The organism is Haladaptatus sp. AB618, from assembly GCF_024136965.1.
Lineage (GTDB): Archaea > Halobacteriota > Halobacteria > Halobacteriales > Haladaptataceae > Haladaptatus.
The window spans coordinates 377684-397799 of record NZ_JAMYJX010000002.1; the positions used below are offsets into that span (position 1 = coordinate 377684).

Genomic DNA, 20116 nt, shown 5'->3' on the forward strand with positions numbered 1-20116 from the left:
GAATCTTGAAGGTCGTGAGGTTCGTTCGCGTCCGTATGGACGAGACTGCCGGAATCTACGCGCAGGAGTCGCCGTACTTGGAGCGATTCGTTCAGGTCGGCGTCGCCAGCGGGCGCGTGTTGCGCGTGACGTTTCCGAACGAGGCGGAGGACGACGCACTTCCCGAACACGCCGTACTCGACCGAATCATGGCGTATCTGGAAGGTGTCGAGGACGACTTCTCGGACGTACAGGTCGCACTGACCGTTCCGACCGACCAGCGCGGCGTGTTGGAGGCCGTGCGAAACATCCCTTACGGCGACCAGGTGAACGTCGAAACGGTCGCCCGGATGACTTCCGGTATCGACCACACGGAGGAGGCCGATTTGGAACTCGTCAGGACCGCACTCGACGCGAACCCCGCGCCGATTCTGGTGCCCGACCATCGCGTCCGCGACGGTCCGAGCGCCGCACCGCCGGACGTCGAACAGAAGCTACGTTCGCTGGAAGGGCTCTGAGGACGTCTCCCGCAGGCGAGACGCGTACAGCAGGGCACCTGACCCCTCCAGAATCTCGGCTATCCCTTCTCCCGCCATCGGATTCGAGGCGAGGAGGGCGTACCCGTTCAGCAGTCCGCCGCCGATCAGTAGCGTCACCGTAAGCATCGACCGCGGGGTCGTCCCGTAGTGGCGAAACGTCGCGTAACCGAAAACGATCCAAAGGGTGGAAAACACGAGATGACCGATGAACCCGGCCGTTCCGTTGTTCGTTACCATCCCGTACCCTTCGAGAACTAGCTGCACCACGAGCAGCACCATCAGGAGGGTTATTTCCCACCGTTCTCCGCCCTTCGACCAATCCATTGAATGGTTGCCGTTTCTCGACGGCTCACTTTAACGTCCCGACCACGGATGACTTTTTGTGGCTCCCGAACGTATCTCCCAGCATGTACGTCCGGGATGCCAAAAACCGTGAGGAGGTCTGGTTGCTCGATAATATCGAGGCAATGGGACTCGACGGGACCGCCTTCCGATCCCGGGATTACGTCGTCGTCGTGGATGAAACGTCGGGCGAAAAAGCCGGGTTCGGGCGGGTTCGAATTCACAAGCCCGAGGATGCCCCCGAAATCTGTGAGCTGACGAGCATCGGCGTGGTCGAATCGTGGCGGGGGCAGGGCGTCGGTGCACACGTCATCGAACGCCTCATCGACAAGGCGAGCGACGACGGTTTCGAACGGGTGTACGCGCTCGTCGGCGTGCCCGAGTACCTCGCCCAGTTCGGATTCGAGCACATCGATACCGAAGAACTACCGCCGGACCTTCGCCACCGCCTCGGCACGAAACGCGAAACCATCGAAACCGACGCGATGCCGATGGTGCTCGACATCGGCTCCTTCGAGGTGCCTCCACACCTGCGCGAACAATTCAAAGAGGCCGGGCCGCACGACGCGGCGGAAGAACCGGTCGAGGATGTCGATGAGATGGCCGAGGAGTTCGGTATCGACCCCGACGAGGCGACATACAAGTACGACACCAGACGGTAGCGGTCGCTTCGATTCCTCGAAAGTAAAAGATCGTCCGGCAGTCGCCGGGAGTCTACGCTTTTCGCGCGAAGACGAGATAGCCGGTGTGCCCGACGGGACTCGTAGACGGGCGCGTGCCGCGCTCGTCGAAGTCCATCTCGCGTTGGATGGTTTCCATCGTTCGGACGTTCTCCAAGCCCACCTCGCGTGCGGCCAGTTCGGTCTCCCGGGCGCTCTCCACGAACGGCGCGTAAACGCCGAGCGATCCGCCGTCCGCGAGCAGGTCGGGCGCGTGTGCGACGACCTCCGCCGCGTCCGGGGTGTCGAGGGTGAGGACGTCGAACTCGCCGAGGTCGTCGAGGTTCTCGGTGATGTCGCCCGTCCGAACGTCCACCGACTCGGCCACGTCGGCCATCTCGATGTTGTCGCGGGCCACCTCGGCGAAGTCGGCCTTCCGCTCGAAGGTGACGACCTCCGCGCCGATTCGGCCGAGGTAACCGGCGAGAACGCCGGTTCCGGTCCCTGCATCGAGCACTCGGTCGCCCGCGGAGACACCCGTCTCCCCGACGACGAGGCCGATATCCCGCGGGAGCATCGGTGCGCCGGTTCGATCGAAGTGGTGGAACAGGTCCGGGCCGCGAAGTCGCCGCACCGTGAACTCCTCGTCCAAGTGGGTGGCGAGGACGTCTCCGGGTTCGACGTCCTCGGGAACGGTGAGGACGCCGAGGTCGGTCTGGAGTTCCTCGCCAGGGTCGCGTAGATACTCGCGGTCGCCGTGAACGAGTAAAACCGTCACTTCAGTCGGTTTACCGCCGCCGCGAGGTCGCCGTTCTCCGCTTCCAGCGCCTCGCGGGCCTCGTCTTCCGTCGCGCCCGACTGCTGGACGACGATTTCCACGTCGGAGTCCGGAATCTCTTCGGCACCGCCGGATCCGGATTCGACCGCACCGGCCGTTTCGGACGAACCGGACGCTTCGCGCGTCTCGGCGTCGCCGACGATTTGGTACGTGTGCTGTCCGCGAGCATCCATCCGCGTGACGTCCGGACTGTCGAAAACCAGTTCCTCGCCGTCCGCTGTGCGGATGATCACTTCTTCGGCATCGATGTCGTCCACATCGATACCCATCTGCTTCATCATCTGTTGCATCTTGCGTGGGTCGAGCCCACCGCCGCCGCCGCCTCCTCCAAACATACTCGAACCGTCGGAACGAAGAGGCAAAAACGTGACGCAAACGGTCCGCTCACTCGTCTTCGTTCCCGGAACGAGCGATGCGTGAAAATCTATTTTGCGAGTGGCCGTCGGACGTCGCTTTTCGATTACTCGCCCGCGCCGTCCCGAACCTTCACGGCCATTCCGCTGTCGAAATCGAACATCGCGTCGGCGTCGAGTTCCGCACGGCCGACGGCGAGCAGGTCGCCGTTTTCGTGCGTTACGAGCACTTCGTCACCGGAGCGAACGTCGGAATCGACGTCGGCGACGAACTTGGCGAAGACGTTCTTGCCGTCGCGGACGAACGGTTCGCTCTCGTCGCCGACGATGACGCGACCATCAGGCGCGTCGAGCGCGTCGGCGATGCGGTGTCCCCCCGCGAGACCCAGGGTGAAACGCCCGTCGGTGGCGTAGGTGACGAGTCGGCGTCCGTCGGCGTGAACCTGTTGGGGTCGCCCGGACGACGAGTGGCGAACTTCGAGGTCCTCTTCCGGTGGGAACAACGCGGTACCGGCACCCGCGCCGAACTGATAGTCCGCCGTCGTGCGAAGTGCGGGCAAATCCTCTGTCATTGCGCCGGATTTCGCGCGAGGGGGTGAAAGCCCTTCGACACGCGGCCGCAACCTTTGTCATATGGTGACGAATACCACGCTGGCTATCGATTTGAGGACGATTTATTAGGTGTCAGTCCCAAAGCGGCAGTATGAACACGAAAGAAATGCTGGGAATCGCACTCCTCCTCATCGGGTGTGTCGTGATCTTCGGCGTCATTTCGATGATCGGCACCTTCGTCGGGAACGCGCTCGCGGCACTCGCCACGGTCGCACTCGCTGCCGGTGCGCTGCTGTACGGGACGGGCGAAGAAGGCCGTCCGGTCTAAAGCAGGAACGTCTCGGTTCGTTCGCTCAAGTCGATAAAGCTGTCTGCCGCCTCGATGAGTTCTTCGGCGGACGATTCTTGGAACCCCATCACTTCCACGCGCACTCCCTCGTGACGGAGGTGTGTGGCGAGCTGTGCGAAGTCGCCGTCGCCGGTACAGAGAACGACGGTATCCACTTTCGGGGCGAGCGTGATCGCATCGAGACAGATCCCGACGTCCCAGTCGGCTTTCTTCGACCCGTCGCCGAACGTCTTTATCGCCTTGATCTTCGCCTCGAACCCTATTTCGGTGAGTGCGTCGAAAAAGCGATCCTCGTCCGGGCTATCGGCCTGAATGACATAGGCGATGGCACGCGTTAGCTCCCGTTCCTGTGTCGCTTTCGAGAGGAGAGAGGAGTAATCTATATTTCGGCTGTAGACGCTTTGAGCAGTGTGATAGAGGTTTTGCGCGTCAGCTAACACCGTGACGCGCTGAGAGGGATGTATCTCCGTCATACGTTAGTGTGATAACTACTGGCATAAAGAAGTTGCTTGTCCGATACTGTCACGATGTCGGTGTCTTGTGCCACGTAAGCGTCATCGAATCCGGGTCCAACATGTAATACCGTTCCCACGTCGGCGCGACGCTGACCACCCGTGTATCGCCGATCGTCGTCTCCGCGTGTTGGTGGTGATGCCCGATGAGACAGAGGTCGGGCGACAGCGCCTCCAGCAGATCGTCGATGTGCGAGCAGCCGACGTCGTAATCCTCGGCGACCGGCAGACCGTGTGGTGCCTCGTGGGTCATCAGTACGTCCACGGAGCCGAGTTCCATCGCTTGCTCTACGTCCTCGTACGTGAAGTGGCGACGGCGTTCGCCGACGAGGTTCGCACGCGGGCGGTCGTACTGTGTCGGCGCGAAGTTACCCGACAGCCCGGCGATTCGGAGGCCATCGAGTTCGACGGCGGTGCTGGCGAGGAGATGTGCGTTTCTCACGCGTGAGTTGGAGACCAATCCGTTTCGCAGTGCTTCGATGACGTCGAAATCCTCGTTGTTGCCGCCGATGAACCACGTCGGTGCGGGCAGATCGTAGAACATCAGGTCACCTAACTGCAGAGTTACGTCTGGGTCTGCCTCGCGGTAGGCCGCAAAGAGCGCGCGACGGTGGGCGTGTTCGTCGGCGTGAGCGTCTCCGAGGACGAGCATCTCCGAAAAATATGTACGGAGGTGTGATAAGACCGACGGATCGTATTCTCACGACGTTACAGTTCGTGTCATCCGGTTGCGACGAGCGTGATGGTCGCAAAGACGACGAGTCCGACACCGTAGAAGAGGAGTTTGATGTCGTTCGCCAACGCCGTCGGTCGGTCATCAGCAGGGTCTGCGATGGTACTTTGGAGACCGATCGACTGTGCGTTCGTCACCGCCGTTCCCATCCGGATCTTTTTGGTGCCGCCGAGTGCGAACACCAAGCTGGCAAGTCCGAGTCCGAACAGGCCGATGAGAACGAGCGGCGACCTCGTGAGGGCGAACACGACCACGACCGTCAGTCCAGCATAGACGAGCGTGTAGCGCAGGCCACAACGCCGCACGAGCGACCAGTTCATACCCGATCAATGATGTCAGTATATATAATAATTCGTCCGCGGTGATATCCCACCCTACTCGGATTCGCAGACTCTGCCGTCGGCGCAAGGCATAAGTTCTCACGCCACACCCAATTGGATATGCCACATGCTGGTGCGCTCACTACGTTCGTTTACGAGCGGATGAGCACCGGCGTCGTCGGAAAACGCACAAAACGCGCGGCATGAGGTTCGTGGCGGGCGTGGCACCCCCGTTTCGAGCCATCCTCGTTTTGCACCGCGCGCTAACCGATTTCCGACACACACCGATGACAGACACAGACACACCGTTTCGCGGGGTCTATCCCGCGATGACAACGCCCTTCCAGGGCGAAAGCATAGATCACGAACTCCTCTACAACGACGCCCAGCGCCTCGAACGCGCCGGAGTCGACGGCCTCGTTCCGGTCGGTTCGACCGGCGAGAGCGCGACCCTGAGCCACGACGAACACGTCGAGGCCGTGGAGACCGTCGTGGACGCCGTCGACATCCCCGTCATCGCTGGCGCGGGGAGCAACGCGACGCACGAAGCCCTCGAACTGGCGGGGCGCTCCGCGGACGCCGGGGCGGACGGACTCCTTCTCATCTCTCCGTACTACAACAAGCCCGAACCGGCGGGGATGGAAGCGCACTACCGAACGATCGCGGACGAGGTCGACCTCCCGCAGATCGTCTACAACGTCCCGTCCCGAACCGGACGCAACATCGCGGTCGAGACGACCGTTTCGCTGGCCGAACACGAGAACATCGTGGGGTACAAAGCCGCGAGCGGCGACCTCGGCCAGATCAGCGAAATCATCGAACGAACTCAGGACGAGGCGTTCGCGGTCCTCTCCGGCGACGACGCCCTGACGCTCCCGGTGCTTTCCATCGGTGGAGCGGGAACCATCAGCGTCGCGGCGAACATCGAACCCGAACGGACCTGTGAACTGGTCGAGTCGGCGCTTTCGGGCGACTACGGTCGATCACAGGAGCTCCAGTACGAACTCGGACCGCTGTTCCGCACCTTGTTCTCCGAGACGAACCCGATTCCGGTGAAGGCCGCGATGGAACACCGCGGCTACGGACCGGGCGAACTGCGACTCCCGCTGTCCGAGATATCCCCCGACAACCGTGCGGAACTCGCGGCGATACTCGACGAACTGGAGGAAACCGCATGACGCGGGTGCTCGTTTTGGGTGCGACGGGACGAATGGGCCGTTCCGTCATCGCGGAAGCGAGCGCTCGCGACGACGTGCACGTCGTCGCTGGCGTGGGCCGTGAATCCGGCGAAATCGACGGGGTTCCGGTGGAACCGGCCGACGCACTCGGGAGCGTGCTTTCGGAGTACGATCCCGACGTACTGATCGACTTTTCGGTACCCGACGCGAGCGTCGAGTTCGTGACGGAATGTGCCGACGCGGGCGTACCCTGCGTCGTCGGCACGACCGGGTTCACGGAGGACGACGAAGTCGCCCTCCGCGAAGCGAGCGAACACGCGCCCGTCCTCGTGGCGAGCAACTTCTCGCGCGGCGTGCAAGCACTGCTCCGCGCCGTCGAAGGGGCCGTCAGCGACTTGCCCGGTTACGACGTGGAACTGACCGAAACCCACCACAACGGCAAGCGGGACGCACCGAGCGGGACGGCGAAGACGGTCCTCGACCGTATCACCGCCGCTGGCGGTCCCGAGGAGCGGGTTCACGGACGCGAGGGAGACGCCCCGCGTCAGGAGAACGAAATCGGTGTCCACGCCCGACGAGCGGGCGGGATTGCGGGCGAACACGAGGTGCTGCTGGCGAACGACCACGAGGAACTGCGACTCGCCCATCGGGCGGCCGACAGGGCCGTGTTCGCCGATGGCGCACTCGATGCAGCGGTATGGCTGGCCGGGCGAACGCCCGGCTGGTACGGATTTGACGAGGTAATTACGGCATGAGCCGAAGCGACTTAGAACACGACGTACGGGAACTGTGGCAACGATACGACTCCGGCGAGATCGACGCGGACGGTGTCGGAGCGAACGAACTGGAAGTCCTCGAAACCTTCCTCGACACGCTCGAAGCGGGCGAGGTTCGCGCCGCCGAAAAGCGCGACGGGGAGTGGGAAGCGAACGAGTGGGTCAAACACGGCATTTTACTGAACTTCGGCCTGCGAAACATCGAAGGCCGGGAATACGGCGATGTGACGTACCACGACGTGCTTCCGCTCCGCGAGACGGACGACCTTCCCGGGAGAGGAACCCGGAACACGCCGGACGGAACCGTCCTCCGACGGGGCGCACACGTCGGGTCGAACTGCATCCTGATGAGCCCGAGTTTCGTCAATATCGGCGTCTCCATCGGCGACGGGACGCTCGTGGACTCCTGTGATACGGTCGGTTCCTGTGCACAGATCGGCGAGAACGTCAAGCTCGGCGCGAACGCGCTCATCGGCGGCGTCCTCGAACCCGTCGAGGGAACGCCGGTCATCGTCGAGGACGACGTAAGCCTCGGCGCTGGCTGTCGCGTCACGTCCGGGTTCGTCGTCGGTGAGGGTAGTATCGTCGCGGAAAACACGCTTCTCACGCCACGAATCCCCGTCTACGACCTCGTGGACGAGGAGGTCATCTACGGCCACCTTCCACCGAACCGCCGCGCATTCACCCGATTCGTCGAATCCGGCCTCGGCGATCACGACCTGTTCGACGGCGGGGCGTACAAGCCCGCGGTCGTCGCCCTCGACGTGGAGGACGATACGCTCGCACAGGTCGAGCGTGAGGAGGCCCTTCGATGACTCCTGCACTCGAGAGCGACAATCCGCCGGTACGGCGACTCGCCGACTGGTCGGACGCCCGACTCGAAGCGCTCGCGGACGAACACGGAACGCCGCTGTACGTCATCGACTGTCAGCGTGTCCGCCAGAACTACCGACGGCTCTCCCGCGCGTTCCCGGACGCGGACGTTCACTTCGCCGCGAAGGCCAACACCTCGAAGGCGGTGCTCGAAACGCTCGAAGCCGAAGACGCGAGCATCGAATGCGCGTCAGCGGGCGAGACCGTCCGGGCCTTCGATGCCGGTTTTTCCGGCGAGCGTGTCCACTACACCGCCGTCAATCCACCCGGGGGGGACCTCGACAGGGTCGTCGAACTGGCCGCCGAACAGCAGGACTTGACGATCACGGTCGGTGCAGAGGATACCATCGACCGACTGGCCGAGCGCGGCTACGACGGGCGACTCTGTCTCCGCGTCAACCCCGGCGTCGGTGCAGGCCACCACGAGAAGGTACGAACCGGCGCGGACGCGAAGTTCGGCGTCCCGTACGACCGGGCCGCCCCACTCCTCGAATCCGCTGCTGACGATTTCGACGTGGTCGGCATCCACGCTCACGCCGGAAGCGGCATCTCGGGCGACGACCTCGGCAACCACCGGGAACTCGTCTCGCGGATGGGAGAACTGGCGCGAACCATCGACCTGCCGCTCGAATTCGTTGACGTCGGCGGCGGATTCGGCGTTCCGTACCATCCCGACGACTCGCCGCTCGACCTCGATTCCGTGGCGGCGGCGACGCGCGACGCACTCGGTGACGTGGACGCCACGCTCGTCGTGGAACCCGGTCGCTACCTCGTCGCCGACGCGGGCGTCCTCCTGACGGCGGTGAACACCGTCAAGGAAACGCCGGAAACCACGCTCGTCGGCATCGACGCGGGGATGACCACGCTCGCTCGCCCCGCACTGTACGATTCGTACCATCACATCAGGTCCGTCGGGGAGGACGGCCACCCCGTCGAATCGACCGTCGCCGGTCCGATCTGTGAGAGTTCGGACACATTCGGCACCCACATGCTCGACGACCCGACGCGCGGCGACGTGCTCGCGATCGGTAACGCTGGAGCGTACGGCTACGAGATGGCGAGCCAGTACAACTCCCGACCACGCCCGGCGGTCGTCGTCGTGGACGGCGACCGGACCGCGGTCGCCCATCGACGCGAAACCATCGCGGACGTTACCGCGACCGAGACGGAGGTGACGTGGGAATGAACCTCTCGTTCGAGAAGTACCACGGAACCGGCAACGACTTCGTCATCGTGAACGAGAACGCGTGTGTTCCTCACCGAGCACGGTTCGCCCGTAGCGTCTGTGACCGGGCGGAGGGAATCGGCGCGGACGGTGTCCTCTTTCTGTCGCTCGAACCGAACTTCCGCCCGCCGCGAGTCATCATGACGCTCGTCCAACCCGACGGAAGCACGGCCGAGATGTGCGGCAACGGCGCTCGCTGTGCCGCCGTCTGGGCTGCCAAGCAGGCGAACGCGGACGAAGTGATGATAGACACCCTCGCCGGGACGCGCCACGCAACCATTCACGACGGTGGCGCGACCATCGAGATGGGTGCGCCGAAATTCGACCCGAACGCCGTTCCGCTCGCGGGGGACGAACCGCTCGTCGAGTCGCGCGTCGGCGACTACGACGTAACGGCGGTGAACACCGGCGTTCCACACGCCGTCGCGTTCGTGGACGACGTGAACGACGTGAACCTCGAACACGATGCGCCGCCGATTCGGCACGCGGACGTGTTCCCACGCGGTGCGAACGTGACCTTCGCTTCACGTTGCGAGGGTGGGTTCGACCAGCGGACGTTCGAACGCGGTGTCGAAGGCGAAACTCAGTCCTGTGGAACCGGCGCGGTCGCTATCGCGGCCGCTGCCCGCCGTCTCGGACTCGTGGACGGCGACCAGGTATCGGTGTCGCCGCCGGGTGGCGACCTCGAAGTGACAGTCGGCGACCGAACCGCGACGCTCACCGGACCGGTCGAGCGCGAGTTCGGTGGCGACATGCACGTCTCGAACGCGGGACGCCTCGATTTGGAGGCGTGATTCGATGAGCGCGGACGACTTCGATCCGATTTCGTTCCTCGAATCGGCGGTACGGACGCCGTCGCACGAATCGCCCGACGAGATGCGGACGCTGCTCGTCGAAACCCTCGAAGCGGCGGGCGTCGATGTGTCCGTCGACGACGCCGGAAACGTCCTCGCCGAGCGCGTCGGGGAGGGGGACGGCCCACACGTCGTGTTGAACACGCACATCGACACCGTCCCGCCGCACGTTCCGTTTTCGCGTGACGGCGACCGAATTTTCGGGCGGGGGTCGTGTGACGCGAAGGGGCCGCTTGCGGTGCTTCTCGACGCGTTTCTGACCGTCGAACCGGAGTGCGGTCGGCTGACGCTCGCCGTAACGCCGGACGAGGAAACCGACTCGACCGGTGCGGCCGCGCTCGAACTGCTCTCGGACGAAGCGCTATCGCCCCCCGACGCTATCATCGTCGGTGAGCCGACCGGCCTCGACGTGTGCAACGCCGCACGGGGTCGGTTTCAGGGGACGGTCTCCGTGTACGGGGAGAACGCCCACGCCGCACATCCCGAGGCCGGTGTCAATGCGATTCGCGGGGCCGCCCCGATCTTGTCGGCACTTTCCACGTTCGATACGGACGAGGTGCATCCCGACCTCGGTGCACCGACGCTCACTCCGACAACGATTACCGGCGGAGCGGCGACGAACCAGATCCCGGCCGATTGCTCGTTCGTCATCGACCGACGCAGCGTCCCGCCGGAAGGCGCGGACGAGTTTCGGGAATCGCTCGAAGCCCATCTTCGGACGGCGGCATCCGAATCCGTCACGGTGGACGTTTCGCTGGCGGAACGGGAAACGCCGTTTCTCGAAGCCTTCGAGACCCCTGCCGATTCGACGCTCGTTCGGACCCTTCGAGAGGCGAGCGGCGGCGAGGTACGGCCGTTCGGGGCGGCCACTGAAGCGTCCTATTTCGCGCAAGCCGCGCCGACGGTCGTGTTCGGACCGGGCGTGTTGTCCGACGACGAGGGTGCAGTAGCACACGCCCCGGGCGAGTACGTGGATGTCGACGAGGTGACCGCGGCCGCGAGCGCAGTAACCCGGACGCTTCGGACGCTCGTCCAGTAGTTTTAGTTTTGTCCTCTCGTCCGCGAGTCGGAATACTGTTGGCACTGTCGTCCCATCGATTGCGAGCAGTCGCTTCGAGTGGATCGATTCGGGAGGCGGTCGGTCGAAGAGGACTACCGGTTGCCGTGTGACGACCGATTTCCGTGATGGCGTCGATGTTCGACGCGATGAATCGCGTCGCTCGTCGATGGGAGCGATGGACGAGATGAACACGATGAACGCGATGAGGACGAGTATCGACGCAACAGGTTCGGGCGTCACGCCATGGGGTGGTTTCGTGTTCGTATTTGAACCTACGGGCGGTCCGCGGACGTTACCTGTCCACTTCCCTCGTCTCCCTTTCAGCCCGAAAGTACGCACCGAGGTACCCGCCCAGTGCGCTCAATCCCACGGTGTACAGTAGCGCAATCACGCCGAACAGCAAGAGGATCACGAGGAATCCACCGGGCATGGATCCGAAGAGGAGGATACTGACCACGAAGAATCCGAAAAGTGCCATCGGAACCGTGGCGATCGCACCCGAGATGGCACCGATTCGGATGCCCTCGTCGGTTGGTACATCGCTGAGATACGCCGCCACGGCACCGCCGATGATCGGCGATAGCGGGACGAACGAGACGACGATGGTGACGACGGCACCGATGAGCGAGTTGACGAACGTGTTGTTGGAGGACATGTGTGTAGTATTTGTTTCGGTAAAAAACGGTGCGTGTACTCTCAACCGAAGAAGACGTCCACCACGTCGCTTCCGCGATTGCGGACGTCTTTGTACAGTTCCGAGTAGCCACAGTTGTCACACGAGACGACGGTGAACTTCTTCGTCTGGATGTCGAACATCTTGCTCAGTCCGCCACCGGTGGTCGAGATGGAGTCCGTGGAGGCTTCGGTGTGACCGCATTTCGGGCAGCCAGAGGTATCGTGTGTATCGGGGTCCATACAGCGGGGAGTGTGTAGCGAGTCACTAAATACTTCGTGGTCGATACGTCACTGAAACTTATTACTCCTCGATTCACATCGACTACTATGGGTACTAACCATTCCACGTACGGAAACAAACCGAACACCGCTCCGCTCGGGATCAAGATTCTGTGTTTTCTGAGCGTAATTGTCGGTGTTCTGAGTCTCATTGGCGGGCTTGGGACGCTACTGACGGGTGGTTTTGGATTCATCATCGGACTCGTCATCATCGTCCTCGCCATCGGTCAGATCGTCGTTGCGTGGGGGCTATGGACGCTCCAATCGTGGGCGTGGACGCTCACGATCATCGTGTACGGACTCCGAATCGTGGGCGACCTGTTCCAGTTGCTCGTGGGTGACTTTAGCGCCATCATCAGCCTCGTCGTCGGTATCCTGATATTGGCGTACATCTACAGCAAGCGCGATTATTACAAGTAATCGAGACGGAGCGTGCTCAGTTCTCGCTCCCTTTCGTCTCTCCCGTTCCTTCCGCTCGCTCCTTCACGCCGCAGAGCATCTTTCGCTCCATGACGAAGTGTGCCGGTTCCCAGAACAGGTAGTCGGTTATCTTGCCTCGAACGGTTTCCTTCCCCTGCGTTCGCATCCGAACGATGAATCGTGTCGTCCCGTCGTTCATCGGCCGGAGGACGAACGCCCATGTCCATCGCGGTTCAGGTCCCGGCGGTCGGAGCACCAGTGCCCGCTCGGCGTCGAGAACCGCCACTTCGGGAGCCGATTCGGGGGTCTGCACCGAATACTCCTCGGGTGCGAGTCGAACGGTATCGCCGACGTGGAGGTCCTGTTGTTCGGGGAGAATTCGGTCGGCGTTGTGAATGTCCGCGCCGACGAGGTTTTCGAGCCAATCGTAGCTGTAGAACCCGGCGCGGCCCTGCCCGATTTGGACGAGCCACGGCCAAACGGTCTCGGCCGGAGCATCGATGGTGATGGCGTGGGTGACCTGCGACTCGGGTGTTCGAAGGATGTCGTCACCGGGAAGAGTCATATCGACCTCCTCGTCGGTTGTGCCCCAACGCAGGTGCCACGGCCGAACGAACAACCAGTACACGATCGTTACGACTGCGATGAGCGATGCGATGATGGAACGTCGTTCGTACTTCGAGGGCATGCAACCGGTAACGACGGACGAAAAGGAAACCGTTCGGGCTGGTTCGACGCGTTCAGTCGATGTCGGCGACGAGGTCGTCGGCGATGCCGGTGTATCCCGCGGGCGTCAGGGCGTGCAGTTCCTCGCGCACGTCCTCGTCCACGTCCAACTCGTCGAAGAGGTCGCGGAAGTCGTCAAGGGTGACGCGCTTGCCGCGGGTGAGGGCTTTGACGCGCTCGTAGGCGTCGCCATGGCCCTCCCTGCGGAGGATGGTCTGGACGGCTTCGCCGATGATTTCTGGCGTGGCTTCGAGTTCCTCGCGCATGACCTCCTCGTTGGGGACGACCTTGCCGAGGCCGTCCTGTGCCTTAGTGTAGCCGAGCAGGCAGTAGGCGAACGCGGCCCCGATGTTGCGCTTGACGGTCGAATCTGAGAGGTCGCGCTGGAGTCGAGAGGTGGTGATGTAGTCGCCGAGGAACGTCAGGTCGGAGTTAGCTTTCGAGAGGTTTCCCTCCGAGTTCTCGAAGTCGATGGGGTTGACCTTGTGCGGCATGGTCGAACTGCCGGTTTCGCTCGCGGTGGACAGTTGACCGAGGTAGCGGTCGCTGACGTAGAGCCAGATGTCGCGGTCCATGTCGAGGAGGACGGTGTTGGCCCGGCCGAGCGCGTCGAACAGCGCCGCGAGGTCGTCGCACGGGTTGACCTGCGTGGCGAGCGCGGTGTGGTCGAGTCCGAGGTTCGTCACGAACTCGCGGGAGAACTCTTGCCAGTCCACGTCGGGGTACGCCGCGACGTGGGCCGCGTAGGTGCCGCTCGCGCCCGCGAGCTTTCCGGAGAGCGATTCGGCCGCGCGCTCGATTTCGCCGACAGCTTTGCCGAGTCGGGCAGCGTAGACGGCCATCTCCTTGCCGAACGTCGTCGGCGTCGCGGGTTGGCCGTGGGTCCGCGCGAGCATGGGCACGTCGCGGTACTCGCGGGCCATGTCGGCCAGTTCGTCGCGGACGGCGGCGAGTTCGGGGAGCAGGACCTCCTCGACGGCGGGTTTAGCGAGCAGTCGGTGGGCGAGGTTGTTCACGTCCTCGCTGGTCAGCGCGAAGTGGATCCACGACCCGAGGTCCAATCCATCCGGAAGCGAGCGCCGAACGAAGTACTCGACCGCCTTCACGTCGTGGTTCGTCGCGGGGTAGTCCTCGTAGCCCTCGGTTTCGAGCGCTTTGACGATCCCGGCGTCCTCCTCGTCGAACTCCTCGTAGACGGTGCGGAGTTCCTCGCGGTCGTCCGCCGCGACCTCGAACGGCGTCACGTCGAGGTCGGACAGCGCGATGAGATACTCGATTTCGACTCGCACGCGGGCACGCATGAGTGCGGCCTCGCTCGCGTACTCGCGGAGCGGCGCGGTTCGACCCGCGTAGCGCCCGTCTATCGGTGAGACGGCATAAAGGGAATCCATACCTGTGCCTGCCGTTCGGTTCGGCAAAAGCGTGTCGGTCCGGTGACGCACAAGTGTGCATACAAAACGGAAAAATAACGAATGCACTGTGAAATATATACACGAAGTTGCACAGAATTCGTCGCTGGACCGCAACTACTTTGCCCTCGCCGCGCCGTCTTTCCCCCATGACAGGGATTGCGGGTATGGCCGGAAACCGTGGTCGAAACCTCATGCACATCGCGGACCTCGCGCCGGGCGGGGCCGAACTGGCGGTCGTCCTCACGAACAGCGCGGACGCGCCGGTGTTGGACGAGGCCGAAAAGCGCGGAATTCCGACGGAAGTCGTCGAACTGGGTGAGGACGAATCGCGCAAAGAACACGAGAGCCGCGTTCTGGACGCGTTGGCGGCGTACGATTTCGACCTCGTCTGCCTCGACGGCTACATGCGAATTCTGACGGACGAGTTCCTGGACGACGCGCCGACGACGCTGAACGTCCACCCGTCCCTGCTCCCGTCGTTCCCCGGAATGGACGCGTGGGGCGACGCGCTCGACGCGGGCGTGAGCATGACCGGTTGCACCGTCCACGTCGTCACCGACGCGACGGACGAGTCTGGCGAAGTCGAGGAGTCGAAGGTCGATTCCGGCCCCATCCTCACGCAGGAACCGGTTCCGGTGTACGAGGGCGACACGACGGACACGCTGAAGGAGCGCGTCCTCTATCAGGGCGAGTTCAAGGCGTACCCGCGTGCAGTCCGTTGGTTCGCGGAGGGCGAGGTCGACGTCGATTTCGAAGCGAACGAGGTGCACGTCGCCGACGATACGGCCGAGGAACTGCCCGTCCGGAAGGTCGAAACCGCCGACCGCGCCGCGGACCTCCGCTACGGGGAGAACCCGCACCAGGACGCCGCACTGTACGCCGACGCGACCTGTGAGGAGGCCAGCGTGGTCCACGCGCCCCAGTTGAACGAGGGCGCGAAGGGGATGGGCTACAACAACTACAACGACGCGAACGGCGCGCTCAACCTCGTCAAGGAGTTCGACGAACCCGCCGCCGCGGTCATCAAGCACACGAACCCCGCAGGCTGTGCCGTCGCGGAAGAACTCGCCGAAGCCTACGAGCGCGCGCTCTCCACCGACGCGAAGAGCGCGTTCGGCGGCATCGTCGCCCTCAATCGTGAGTGTGACGAGGCAACCGCGACGCAAATCGTGGACTCGTTCAAGGAAGTCGTCGTCGCGCCGGGCTACACCGACGACGCGCTCGAAACGCTTTGCGAGAAGAAGAACCTCCGTGTGCTCGATGTCGAAGAAATCGGCGAGATCACGGAGAGCCACAAGGAAAAGGACCTCGTCGGCGGCCGACTCGTACAGGAGCGCGACCTCCAAGCACCCTCCCGCGACGACCTCGAAATCGTCACCGAACGCGAACCCACGGACGAACAACTCGATTCCCTACTCTTCGCGTGGCAGACCATCAAGCACGTCAAGTCCAACGCCATCCTGTTCGCCAAAGGCACCGAAACCGTCGGCATCGGCGCGGGACAGGTCAGTCGCGTGGACGCCGTTGAAATCGCCACAATGAAAGCCGACCGCGACGCCGACGGCAAGGACGCCGACGGCGCGGTTATGGCCAGCGACGCTTTCTTCCCGTTCCCGGACGGTATCGAGGAGGCCGCCGAGGCGGGCATCGAAGCGGTCATCCAACCGGGCGGATCGGTCAACGACGACGACGTCATCGAGGCCGCGAACGAACACGACATGGCGATGGTGTTCACCGGGAGTCGGTGTTTCCGCCACGATTGAACGGAGTGAAATCGTGTCTGAGGTTCGTCGTGGAGCGTAGCGGAACGACGGTGCTTCCGCCATGACTGAGCGTTAGCGAAGAATGGCGGAAGCACGTCAGAGCTTGCTCTGACGGTACTTCAGACACGATTGAGATGGGTGCTGAAACGAGACGTGCGCGTCTTTTTGTTGCGGTCTAAATGCGGGAGAAAACTTATCACTGGTCTATCCGTTGTGGAGCCATGAATTTCCGGACGGAGCACGGCGTCTATTTGGTACTCGCCTTCGTCGGCGTCGTATTCTTCATCCTACTCTCCTTCATGGGTCCGGTGGGGTGGATTTTCGACGTGGTGTTCGTCCTTGCAGTCCTCAAATTGGCTGAGTGGAGCGGCTTCTTTCAGGGGACACAATCGGAGCCGAAACGCAACTGTCCGGTGTGTGGCGCGCGGAACTTCGTGGACGACGCGGAATGTTCGTACTGCGGAGAAGCGTTGGCCGACGTTCGATGACCGACGACCGCGAGCGACGGAAGACGATTTTAAACCGGTAGCCGCCCAACGTCCTCGTGATGAACGCGTTCGCCAGCACCAAGGTCAAGCGGCTGTTCGCCGCGTTCGTGGTGTCCCTCCTCACCCTCCTTGCAATCGTGGTGTTCGGGGTGTTCGGTACGCTCGCCGCGCTCGGCAGTCCGGCGTACGCGAACGCGCCCCTGATCCCCGCGTTCTTCCGCGCCGCGTTTCCGTACGTCGTCGCGTTCTTCTTCGATGCGGTGGTGGCCTGCGTCTTCTTCGTCTGGCTGGCCGTCGCCATCGTTCAGGGGGTATCGGTCCCGCGGAGCGATCGACTCGGACGAATGGCTCGCGTCGCGGAAGCGGTTTCGCCGCGCGCTCGCGAGGTCGGTCTCTCGAAGCACGTCACGCCGACGAAGGAGGATCGGATGAAGGAACTGAAGCGACAGTACGTCGCGGACGAGATCGACGAGTACGAGTTCGAACGACGGATGATGCGACTGTTGGACGAAGGACGAACGAACGACGGTGCTCACCGCGATACGCGACGGTGGTTCGAGCGGGATTTCGAACGGGAGTACGAGTGGGAATTCGAGCGGTAGCTTCCAAGCGTTGGACCGGGAACCCTTGGAACTGAAAAGACGTCCCTCCCGAGTGGAATCGTAGCCGGTTCCGAATTGCCGGGAATCTCAACTCCGACACTCTAAAGCGCTCGGCATCTGTCCTCACAGCTATGGACTACCACGAGGCGGCGAACTTTCTTTTCGACCTGCGGCGGTTCCGTCCGAAGCCGGGGACGGACTCCACCGCAAACCTCCTCTCCCACCTCGGCAATCCACACGACGGCGGACGGTTCGTACAGGTCGCCGGGTCGAACGGAAAGGGCAGTACGGCCCGAATGACCGAGCAGGTACTCCGCGAAGCGGGGCTGTCGGTCGGTCTCTACACCTCCCCACATTTCGACGACGTTCGCGAACGAATCACGGTCGATGGACGAAAGATCACCGAGACGGCCATCGTCGAGTACGTCGAGTCCGTCTACGACTACGTAACGGAGACGGCGACTCGCGGCGACTCGCCGACCTTCTTCGAGGGAATGACCGCGATGGCGTTGTGGTATTTCGCCCGGGAGGACGTGGACGTGGCCATCCTCGAAGTCGGTATCGGCGGACGCTACGACGCGACGAGCGTGATCGACCCGGTCGCCGCCGCCGTCACCAGCGTCACGCTCGAACACACGGGCATCCTCGGCGAGACCATCGAGGAAATCGCCACCGACAAGGCACACGTGGCCCCGGAAACCACACCGCTCGTCACCGGCACGCAAGGAGACGCCCTCGATGCCGTTCGAAAACAGGCGGGCGACGTGATCGTCGTGGGCGACGGCGAGGACGACGGCAGCGACGTGCGAGCGACCTACGGCGGACGGACGAACCACACCGAGGCCGCAGTTTCCATCTCCGGAGCGGATTGGAGCGTCGAGACCGCGATTCCACTGCTCGGGGAATATCAGGCGCAGAATGCGGGCATCGCCGCGGCCCTCGCCCGCCAAGTCGCGAACGTGACGGAGAACGAACTCGCCCGAGGACTGCGGAAGGGATTCTGGCCCGGCCGGTTCGAAGTGATGGGAACGAACCCGCTCGTCGTGCTCGACGGCGCGCACAACCCCGGTGCCTGTGCGGCCCTCGCCAACACCATCGCGGAATTCGACTACGACGACCTCCACTTCGTCTTCGGTGCGATGCACGACAAGGATATTCAGGGGATGGCCGACGCGCTTCCGACGCCCGACCACGTCGTCGCGACCCACGCCAACATCGGCCGGGCGGAGGATGAAGAGGTCGTCGCACGCGTGTTCGAAGCCGAAGACGTCGAACGAGTCGACCGAGTGAGTTCGGTCGAAAGCGCGCTCGATACGGCGCTCGATGCGGCCGAGGAGGACGATTTCGTCCTCGTCGTGGGGTCGCTGTTCGCCGTGGCGGAGGCACGGACGCGCTGGACGCGCGCGGAGATTCCGAAACGAATCGCATCGTTGGAGGACGCACAGGAAGCGCTGGAAAGCACGCACACCACCAGACCCGAACGCCATCTCGCGCGCGGCAAGGCGGTTCACCGAGTCGTGAAGACCCGCGTCCAGACGCGACAGGCCCAGTACATCAAAGCCGAGATGCTTTCTCTCGGCGGCGAATGTGCGCAATCCGGCCTCCACGAACGGGACGACGAAAACATCGACGTGCTGTTGATGGGGACGCTCGCACAGTACCGGCGACTCGTGGGGCGACTGGACGACTCACCGTACGGCTTGTCGACCTTCGCCGACGACCTTCGGGACACGCTCGGCATTGGGGACGTGGCGGGCGGTCACGGGTACCCGTGGGAAGGCCGGACGGCGGTGATGGGCATCCTCAACGTGACGCCCGACAGCTTCCACGATGGCGGGCAGTACGAGGCATACGAGGACGCCATCGACCAAGCGAAGCGGATGGTCGACGCGGGCGTCGACATCATCGATATCGGCGGCGAGAGCACCCGCCCCGGTGCCGACGAGGTTCCGGACGAGGCGGAGATCGAGCGCATCGTTCCCGTCATCGAGGAAATTCGTGACCTCGACGTCATGATCTCCGTCGATACGCGAAAGGCCGCCGTGGGTCGCGCCGCGCTGGAAGCGGGTGCGGACATCCTGAACGACGTGTCGGGACTCGAAGACCCCGAGATGCGATTCGTCGCCGCCGAATACGACGCACCGCTGGTCGTCATGCACAGCCTCGACGCACCCGTCGTTCCGGAGCACACGGTGGAGTACGACGACGTCGTCGAGGACGTCATCGCGGAACTGGAAGAACGCGTCCTGCTCGCACAGAAGGCGGGTCTCGACCGGAGCAAGATAATCGTGGACCCCGGACTCGGCTTCGGGAAGACCGCCGGGGAGAACTTCGAACTGCTCGGACGGACCGGCGAACTGCACGCGCTCGACTGTCCCGTCCTCATCGGTCACTCGCACAAATCCATGTTCGATTCCATAACCGACGAGGACAGAACCGCCGCGACGGTCGCCGGGACGACCATCGCCGCGGAACGCGGCGCGGACATCGTTCGAGTCCACGACGTCGAGGAGAACGTCGCCGCCGTTCGCGCCGTCGAGGCGGCGAACGTTCGGGAATCCGGCAACGAGCGTCGATAACCCAAGCATATTATCGGCGTGACAGGGTAC

Annotated in this window: 25 protein-coding genes; 14 read left to right on the forward strand and 11 right to left on the reverse strand. The window is 63.3% G+C overall.

The window, feature by feature from the left end:
- The first annotated feature begins 35 nt into the window (after positions 1-35).
- Positions 36-497: an MGMT family protein gene (locus NKF26_RS08765; protein ID WP_253226627.1), complete on the forward strand. Its 462-nt coding sequence runs from the start codon at positions 36-38 to the stop codon at positions 495-497.
- Here the strand turns inward: NKF26_RS08765 and NKF26_RS08770 are convergent.
- Positions 474-842: a hypothetical protein gene (locus NKF26_RS08770; protein WP_253226626.1), complete on the reverse strand. Its 369-nt coding sequence runs from the start codon at positions 840-842 to the stop codon at positions 474-476. The genes NKF26_RS08765 and NKF26_RS08770 overlap by 24 nt on opposite strands.
- A gap of 83 nt (positions 843-925) precedes the next feature.
- On the opposite strand from NKF26_RS08770, the gene NKF26_RS08775 reads away from it, so the two are divergent.
- Positions 926-1522, forward strand: coding sequence for a GNAT family N-acetyltransferase (locus NKF26_RS08775; protein WP_253226625.1), 597 nt, complete (start codon positions 926-928; stop codon positions 1520-1522).
- Between the two features lie 52 nt (positions 1523-1574).
- On the opposite strand, the gene NKF26_RS08780 is transcribed toward NKF26_RS08775, so the two are convergent.
- The 3 genes from NKF26_RS08780 to NKF26_RS08790 form a co-directional block, all read right to left on the reverse strand.
- Positions 1575-2297: a methyltransferase domain-containing protein gene (locus tag NKF26_RS08780; RefSeq protein ID WP_253226624.1), complete on the reverse strand. Its 723-nt coding sequence runs from the start codon at positions 2295-2297 to the stop codon at positions 1575-1577.
- Positions 2294-2692, reverse strand: a complete 399-nt coding sequence (locus tag NKF26_RS08785) for a nascent polypeptide-associated complex protein (protein WP_253226623.1) — start codon at positions 2690-2692, stop codon at positions 2294-2296. The genes NKF26_RS08780 and NKF26_RS08785 overlap by 4 nt, the downstream gene beginning before the upstream one ends.
- A gap of 125 nt (positions 2693-2817) precedes the next feature.
- Positions 2818-3282: a PUA domain-containing protein gene (locus NKF26_RS08790; RefSeq protein ID WP_253226622.1), complete on the reverse strand. Its 465-nt coding sequence runs from the start codon at positions 3280-3282 to the stop codon at positions 2818-2820.
- A gap of 131 nt (positions 3283-3413) precedes the next feature.
- Here NKF26_RS08790 and NKF26_RS08795 point away from each other — a divergent pair, with 131 nt between their 5' ends.
- A complete protein-coding gene (locus tag NKF26_RS08795; RefSeq protein WP_253226621.1) occupies positions 3414-3590 on the forward strand; it encodes a hypothetical protein in 177 nt (58 codons plus the stop codon).
- Here the strand turns inward: NKF26_RS08795 and NKF26_RS08800 are convergent.
- The 3 genes from NKF26_RS08800 to NKF26_RS08810 form a co-directional block, all read right to left on the reverse strand.
- On the reverse strand, positions 3587-4084 hold the full coding sequence (locus NKF26_RS08800) for an NYN domain-containing protein (protein ID WP_066144171.1): 498 nt from the start codon (positions 4082-4084) through the stop codon (positions 3587-3589). The genes NKF26_RS08795 and NKF26_RS08800 overlap by 4 nt on opposite strands.
- Positions 4085-4133: 49 nt before the next feature.
- Entirely contained in the window at positions 4134-4775 is a 642-nt protein-coding gene (locus NKF26_RS08805; protein ID WP_253226620.1) for a metallophosphoesterase family protein, read from the reverse strand.
- A 68-nt stretch (positions 4776-4843) separates the two neighbouring features.
- Positions 4844-5176 (reverse strand): hypothetical protein, encoded by a 333-nt coding sequence (locus tag NKF26_RS08810; protein WP_253226619.1) that lies wholly within the window; start codon positions 5174-5176, stop codon positions 4844-4846.
- A 287-nt stretch (positions 5177-5463) separates the two neighbouring features.
- On the opposite strand from NKF26_RS08810, the gene dapA reads away from it, so the two are divergent.
- Genes dapA through NKF26_RS08840 form a run of 6 tightly spaced genes read left to right on the forward strand, consistent with a single transcriptional unit; the run spans position 5464 to position 11121 of the window.
- Positions 5464-6354, forward strand: coding sequence for a 4-hydroxy-tetrahydrodipicolinate synthase (gene dapA, locus NKF26_RS08815; RefSeq protein ID WP_253226618.1), 891 nt, complete (start codon positions 5464-5466; stop codon positions 6352-6354).
- A complete protein-coding gene (dapB, locus tag NKF26_RS08820) occupies positions 6351-7109 on the forward strand; it encodes a 4-hydroxy-tetrahydrodipicolinate reductase (RefSeq protein ID WP_253226617.1) in 759 nt (252 codons plus the stop codon). Before dapA ends, dapB begins: the two co-directional genes overlap by 4 nt.
- Positions 7106-7945, forward strand: coding sequence for a 2,3,4,5-tetrahydropyridine-2,6-dicarboxylate N-succinyltransferase (locus NKF26_RS08825; RefSeq protein ID WP_253226616.1), 840 nt, complete (start codon positions 7106-7108; stop codon positions 7943-7945). The genes dapB and NKF26_RS08825 overlap by 4 nt, the downstream gene beginning before the upstream one ends.
- Positions 7942-9189 (forward strand): diaminopimelate decarboxylase, encoded by a 1248-nt coding sequence (lysA, locus tag NKF26_RS08830; protein WP_253226615.1) that lies wholly within the window; start codon positions 7942-7944, stop codon positions 9187-9189. The genes NKF26_RS08825 and lysA overlap by 4 nt, the downstream gene beginning before the upstream one ends.
- The gene (gene dapF, locus NKF26_RS08835; RefSeq protein ID WP_253226614.1) at positions 9186-10022 is read left to right on the forward strand and encodes a diaminopimelate epimerase; all 837 of its coding nucleotides are present in this window, start codon (positions 9186-9188) and stop codon (positions 10020-10022) included. The genes lysA and dapF overlap by 4 nt, the downstream gene beginning before the upstream one ends.
- A 4-nt stretch (positions 10023-10026) precedes the next feature.
- Entirely contained in the window at positions 10027-11121 is a 1095-nt protein-coding gene (locus tag NKF26_RS08840; RefSeq protein ID WP_253226613.1) for a M20 family metallopeptidase, read from the forward strand.
- A gap of 313 nt (positions 11122-11434) precedes the next feature.
- Here NKF26_RS08840 and NKF26_RS08845 read toward each other — a convergent pair whose 3' ends face one another.
- Entirely contained in the window at positions 11435-11797 is a 363-nt protein-coding gene (locus tag NKF26_RS08845) for a DUF5518 domain-containing protein (protein WP_253226612.1), read from the reverse strand.
- Between the two features lie 41 nt (positions 11798-11838).
- Complete coding sequence (locus tag NKF26_RS08850; protein ID WP_253226611.1) at positions 11839-12057, reverse strand: zinc ribbon domain-containing protein; 219 nt, start codon at positions 12055-12057, stop codon at positions 11839-11841.
- Positions 12058-12144: 87 nt separating this feature from the next.
- Here NKF26_RS08850 and NKF26_RS08855 point away from each other — a divergent pair, with 87 nt between their 5' ends.
- Complete coding sequence (locus tag NKF26_RS08855; RefSeq protein ID WP_253226610.1) at positions 12145-12516, forward strand: hypothetical protein; 372 nt, start codon at positions 12145-12147, stop codon at positions 12514-12516.
- A 16-nt stretch (positions 12517-12532) separates the two neighbouring features.
- Here NKF26_RS08855 and NKF26_RS08860 read toward each other — a convergent pair whose 3' ends face one another.
- Together NKF26_RS08860 and purB are read right to left on the reverse strand one after the other, a co-directional pair.
- The gene (locus tag NKF26_RS08860; protein WP_253226609.1) at positions 12533-13204 is read right to left on the reverse strand and encodes a hypothetical protein; all 672 of its coding nucleotides are present in this window, start codon (positions 13202-13204) and stop codon (positions 12533-12535) included.
- Positions 13205-13256: 52 nt separating this feature from the next.
- Positions 13257-14633, reverse strand: coding sequence for an adenylosuccinate lyase (gene purB / locus NKF26_RS08865; protein WP_253226608.1), 1377 nt, complete (start codon positions 14631-14633; stop codon positions 13257-13259).
- Between the two features lie 167 nt (positions 14634-14800).
- On the opposite strand from purB, the gene purH reads away from it, so the two are divergent.
- The 4 genes from purH (at position 14801) to folP (ending at position 20086) form a co-directional block, all read left to right on the forward strand.
- Positions 14801-16417 carry a bifunctional phosphoribosylaminoimidazolecarboxamide formyltransferase/IMP cyclohydrolase gene (purH, locus tag NKF26_RS08870; protein WP_253226607.1) on the forward strand — a complete coding sequence of 539 codons (1617 nt, stop codon included), beginning with the start codon at positions 14801-14803 and terminating at the stop codon, positions 16415-16417.
- A 221-nt stretch (positions 16418-16638) separates the two neighbouring features.
- Positions 16639-16905, forward strand: coding sequence for a zinc ribbon domain-containing protein (locus tag NKF26_RS08875; protein WP_253226606.1), 267 nt, complete (start codon positions 16639-16641; stop codon positions 16903-16905).
- Positions 16906-16964: 59 nt separating this feature from the next.
- Positions 16965-17507 carry an SHOCT domain-containing protein gene (locus NKF26_RS08880; RefSeq protein WP_253226605.1) on the forward strand — a complete coding sequence of 181 codons (543 nt, stop codon included), beginning with the start codon at positions 16965-16967 and terminating at the stop codon, positions 17505-17507.
- 131 nt (positions 17508-17638) lie between these two features.
- Positions 17639-20086, forward strand: a complete 2448-nt coding sequence (gene folP, locus NKF26_RS08885; protein ID WP_253226604.1) for a dihydropteroate synthase — start codon at positions 17639-17641, stop codon at positions 20084-20086.
- Positions 20087-20116 lie beyond the last annotated feature (30 nt).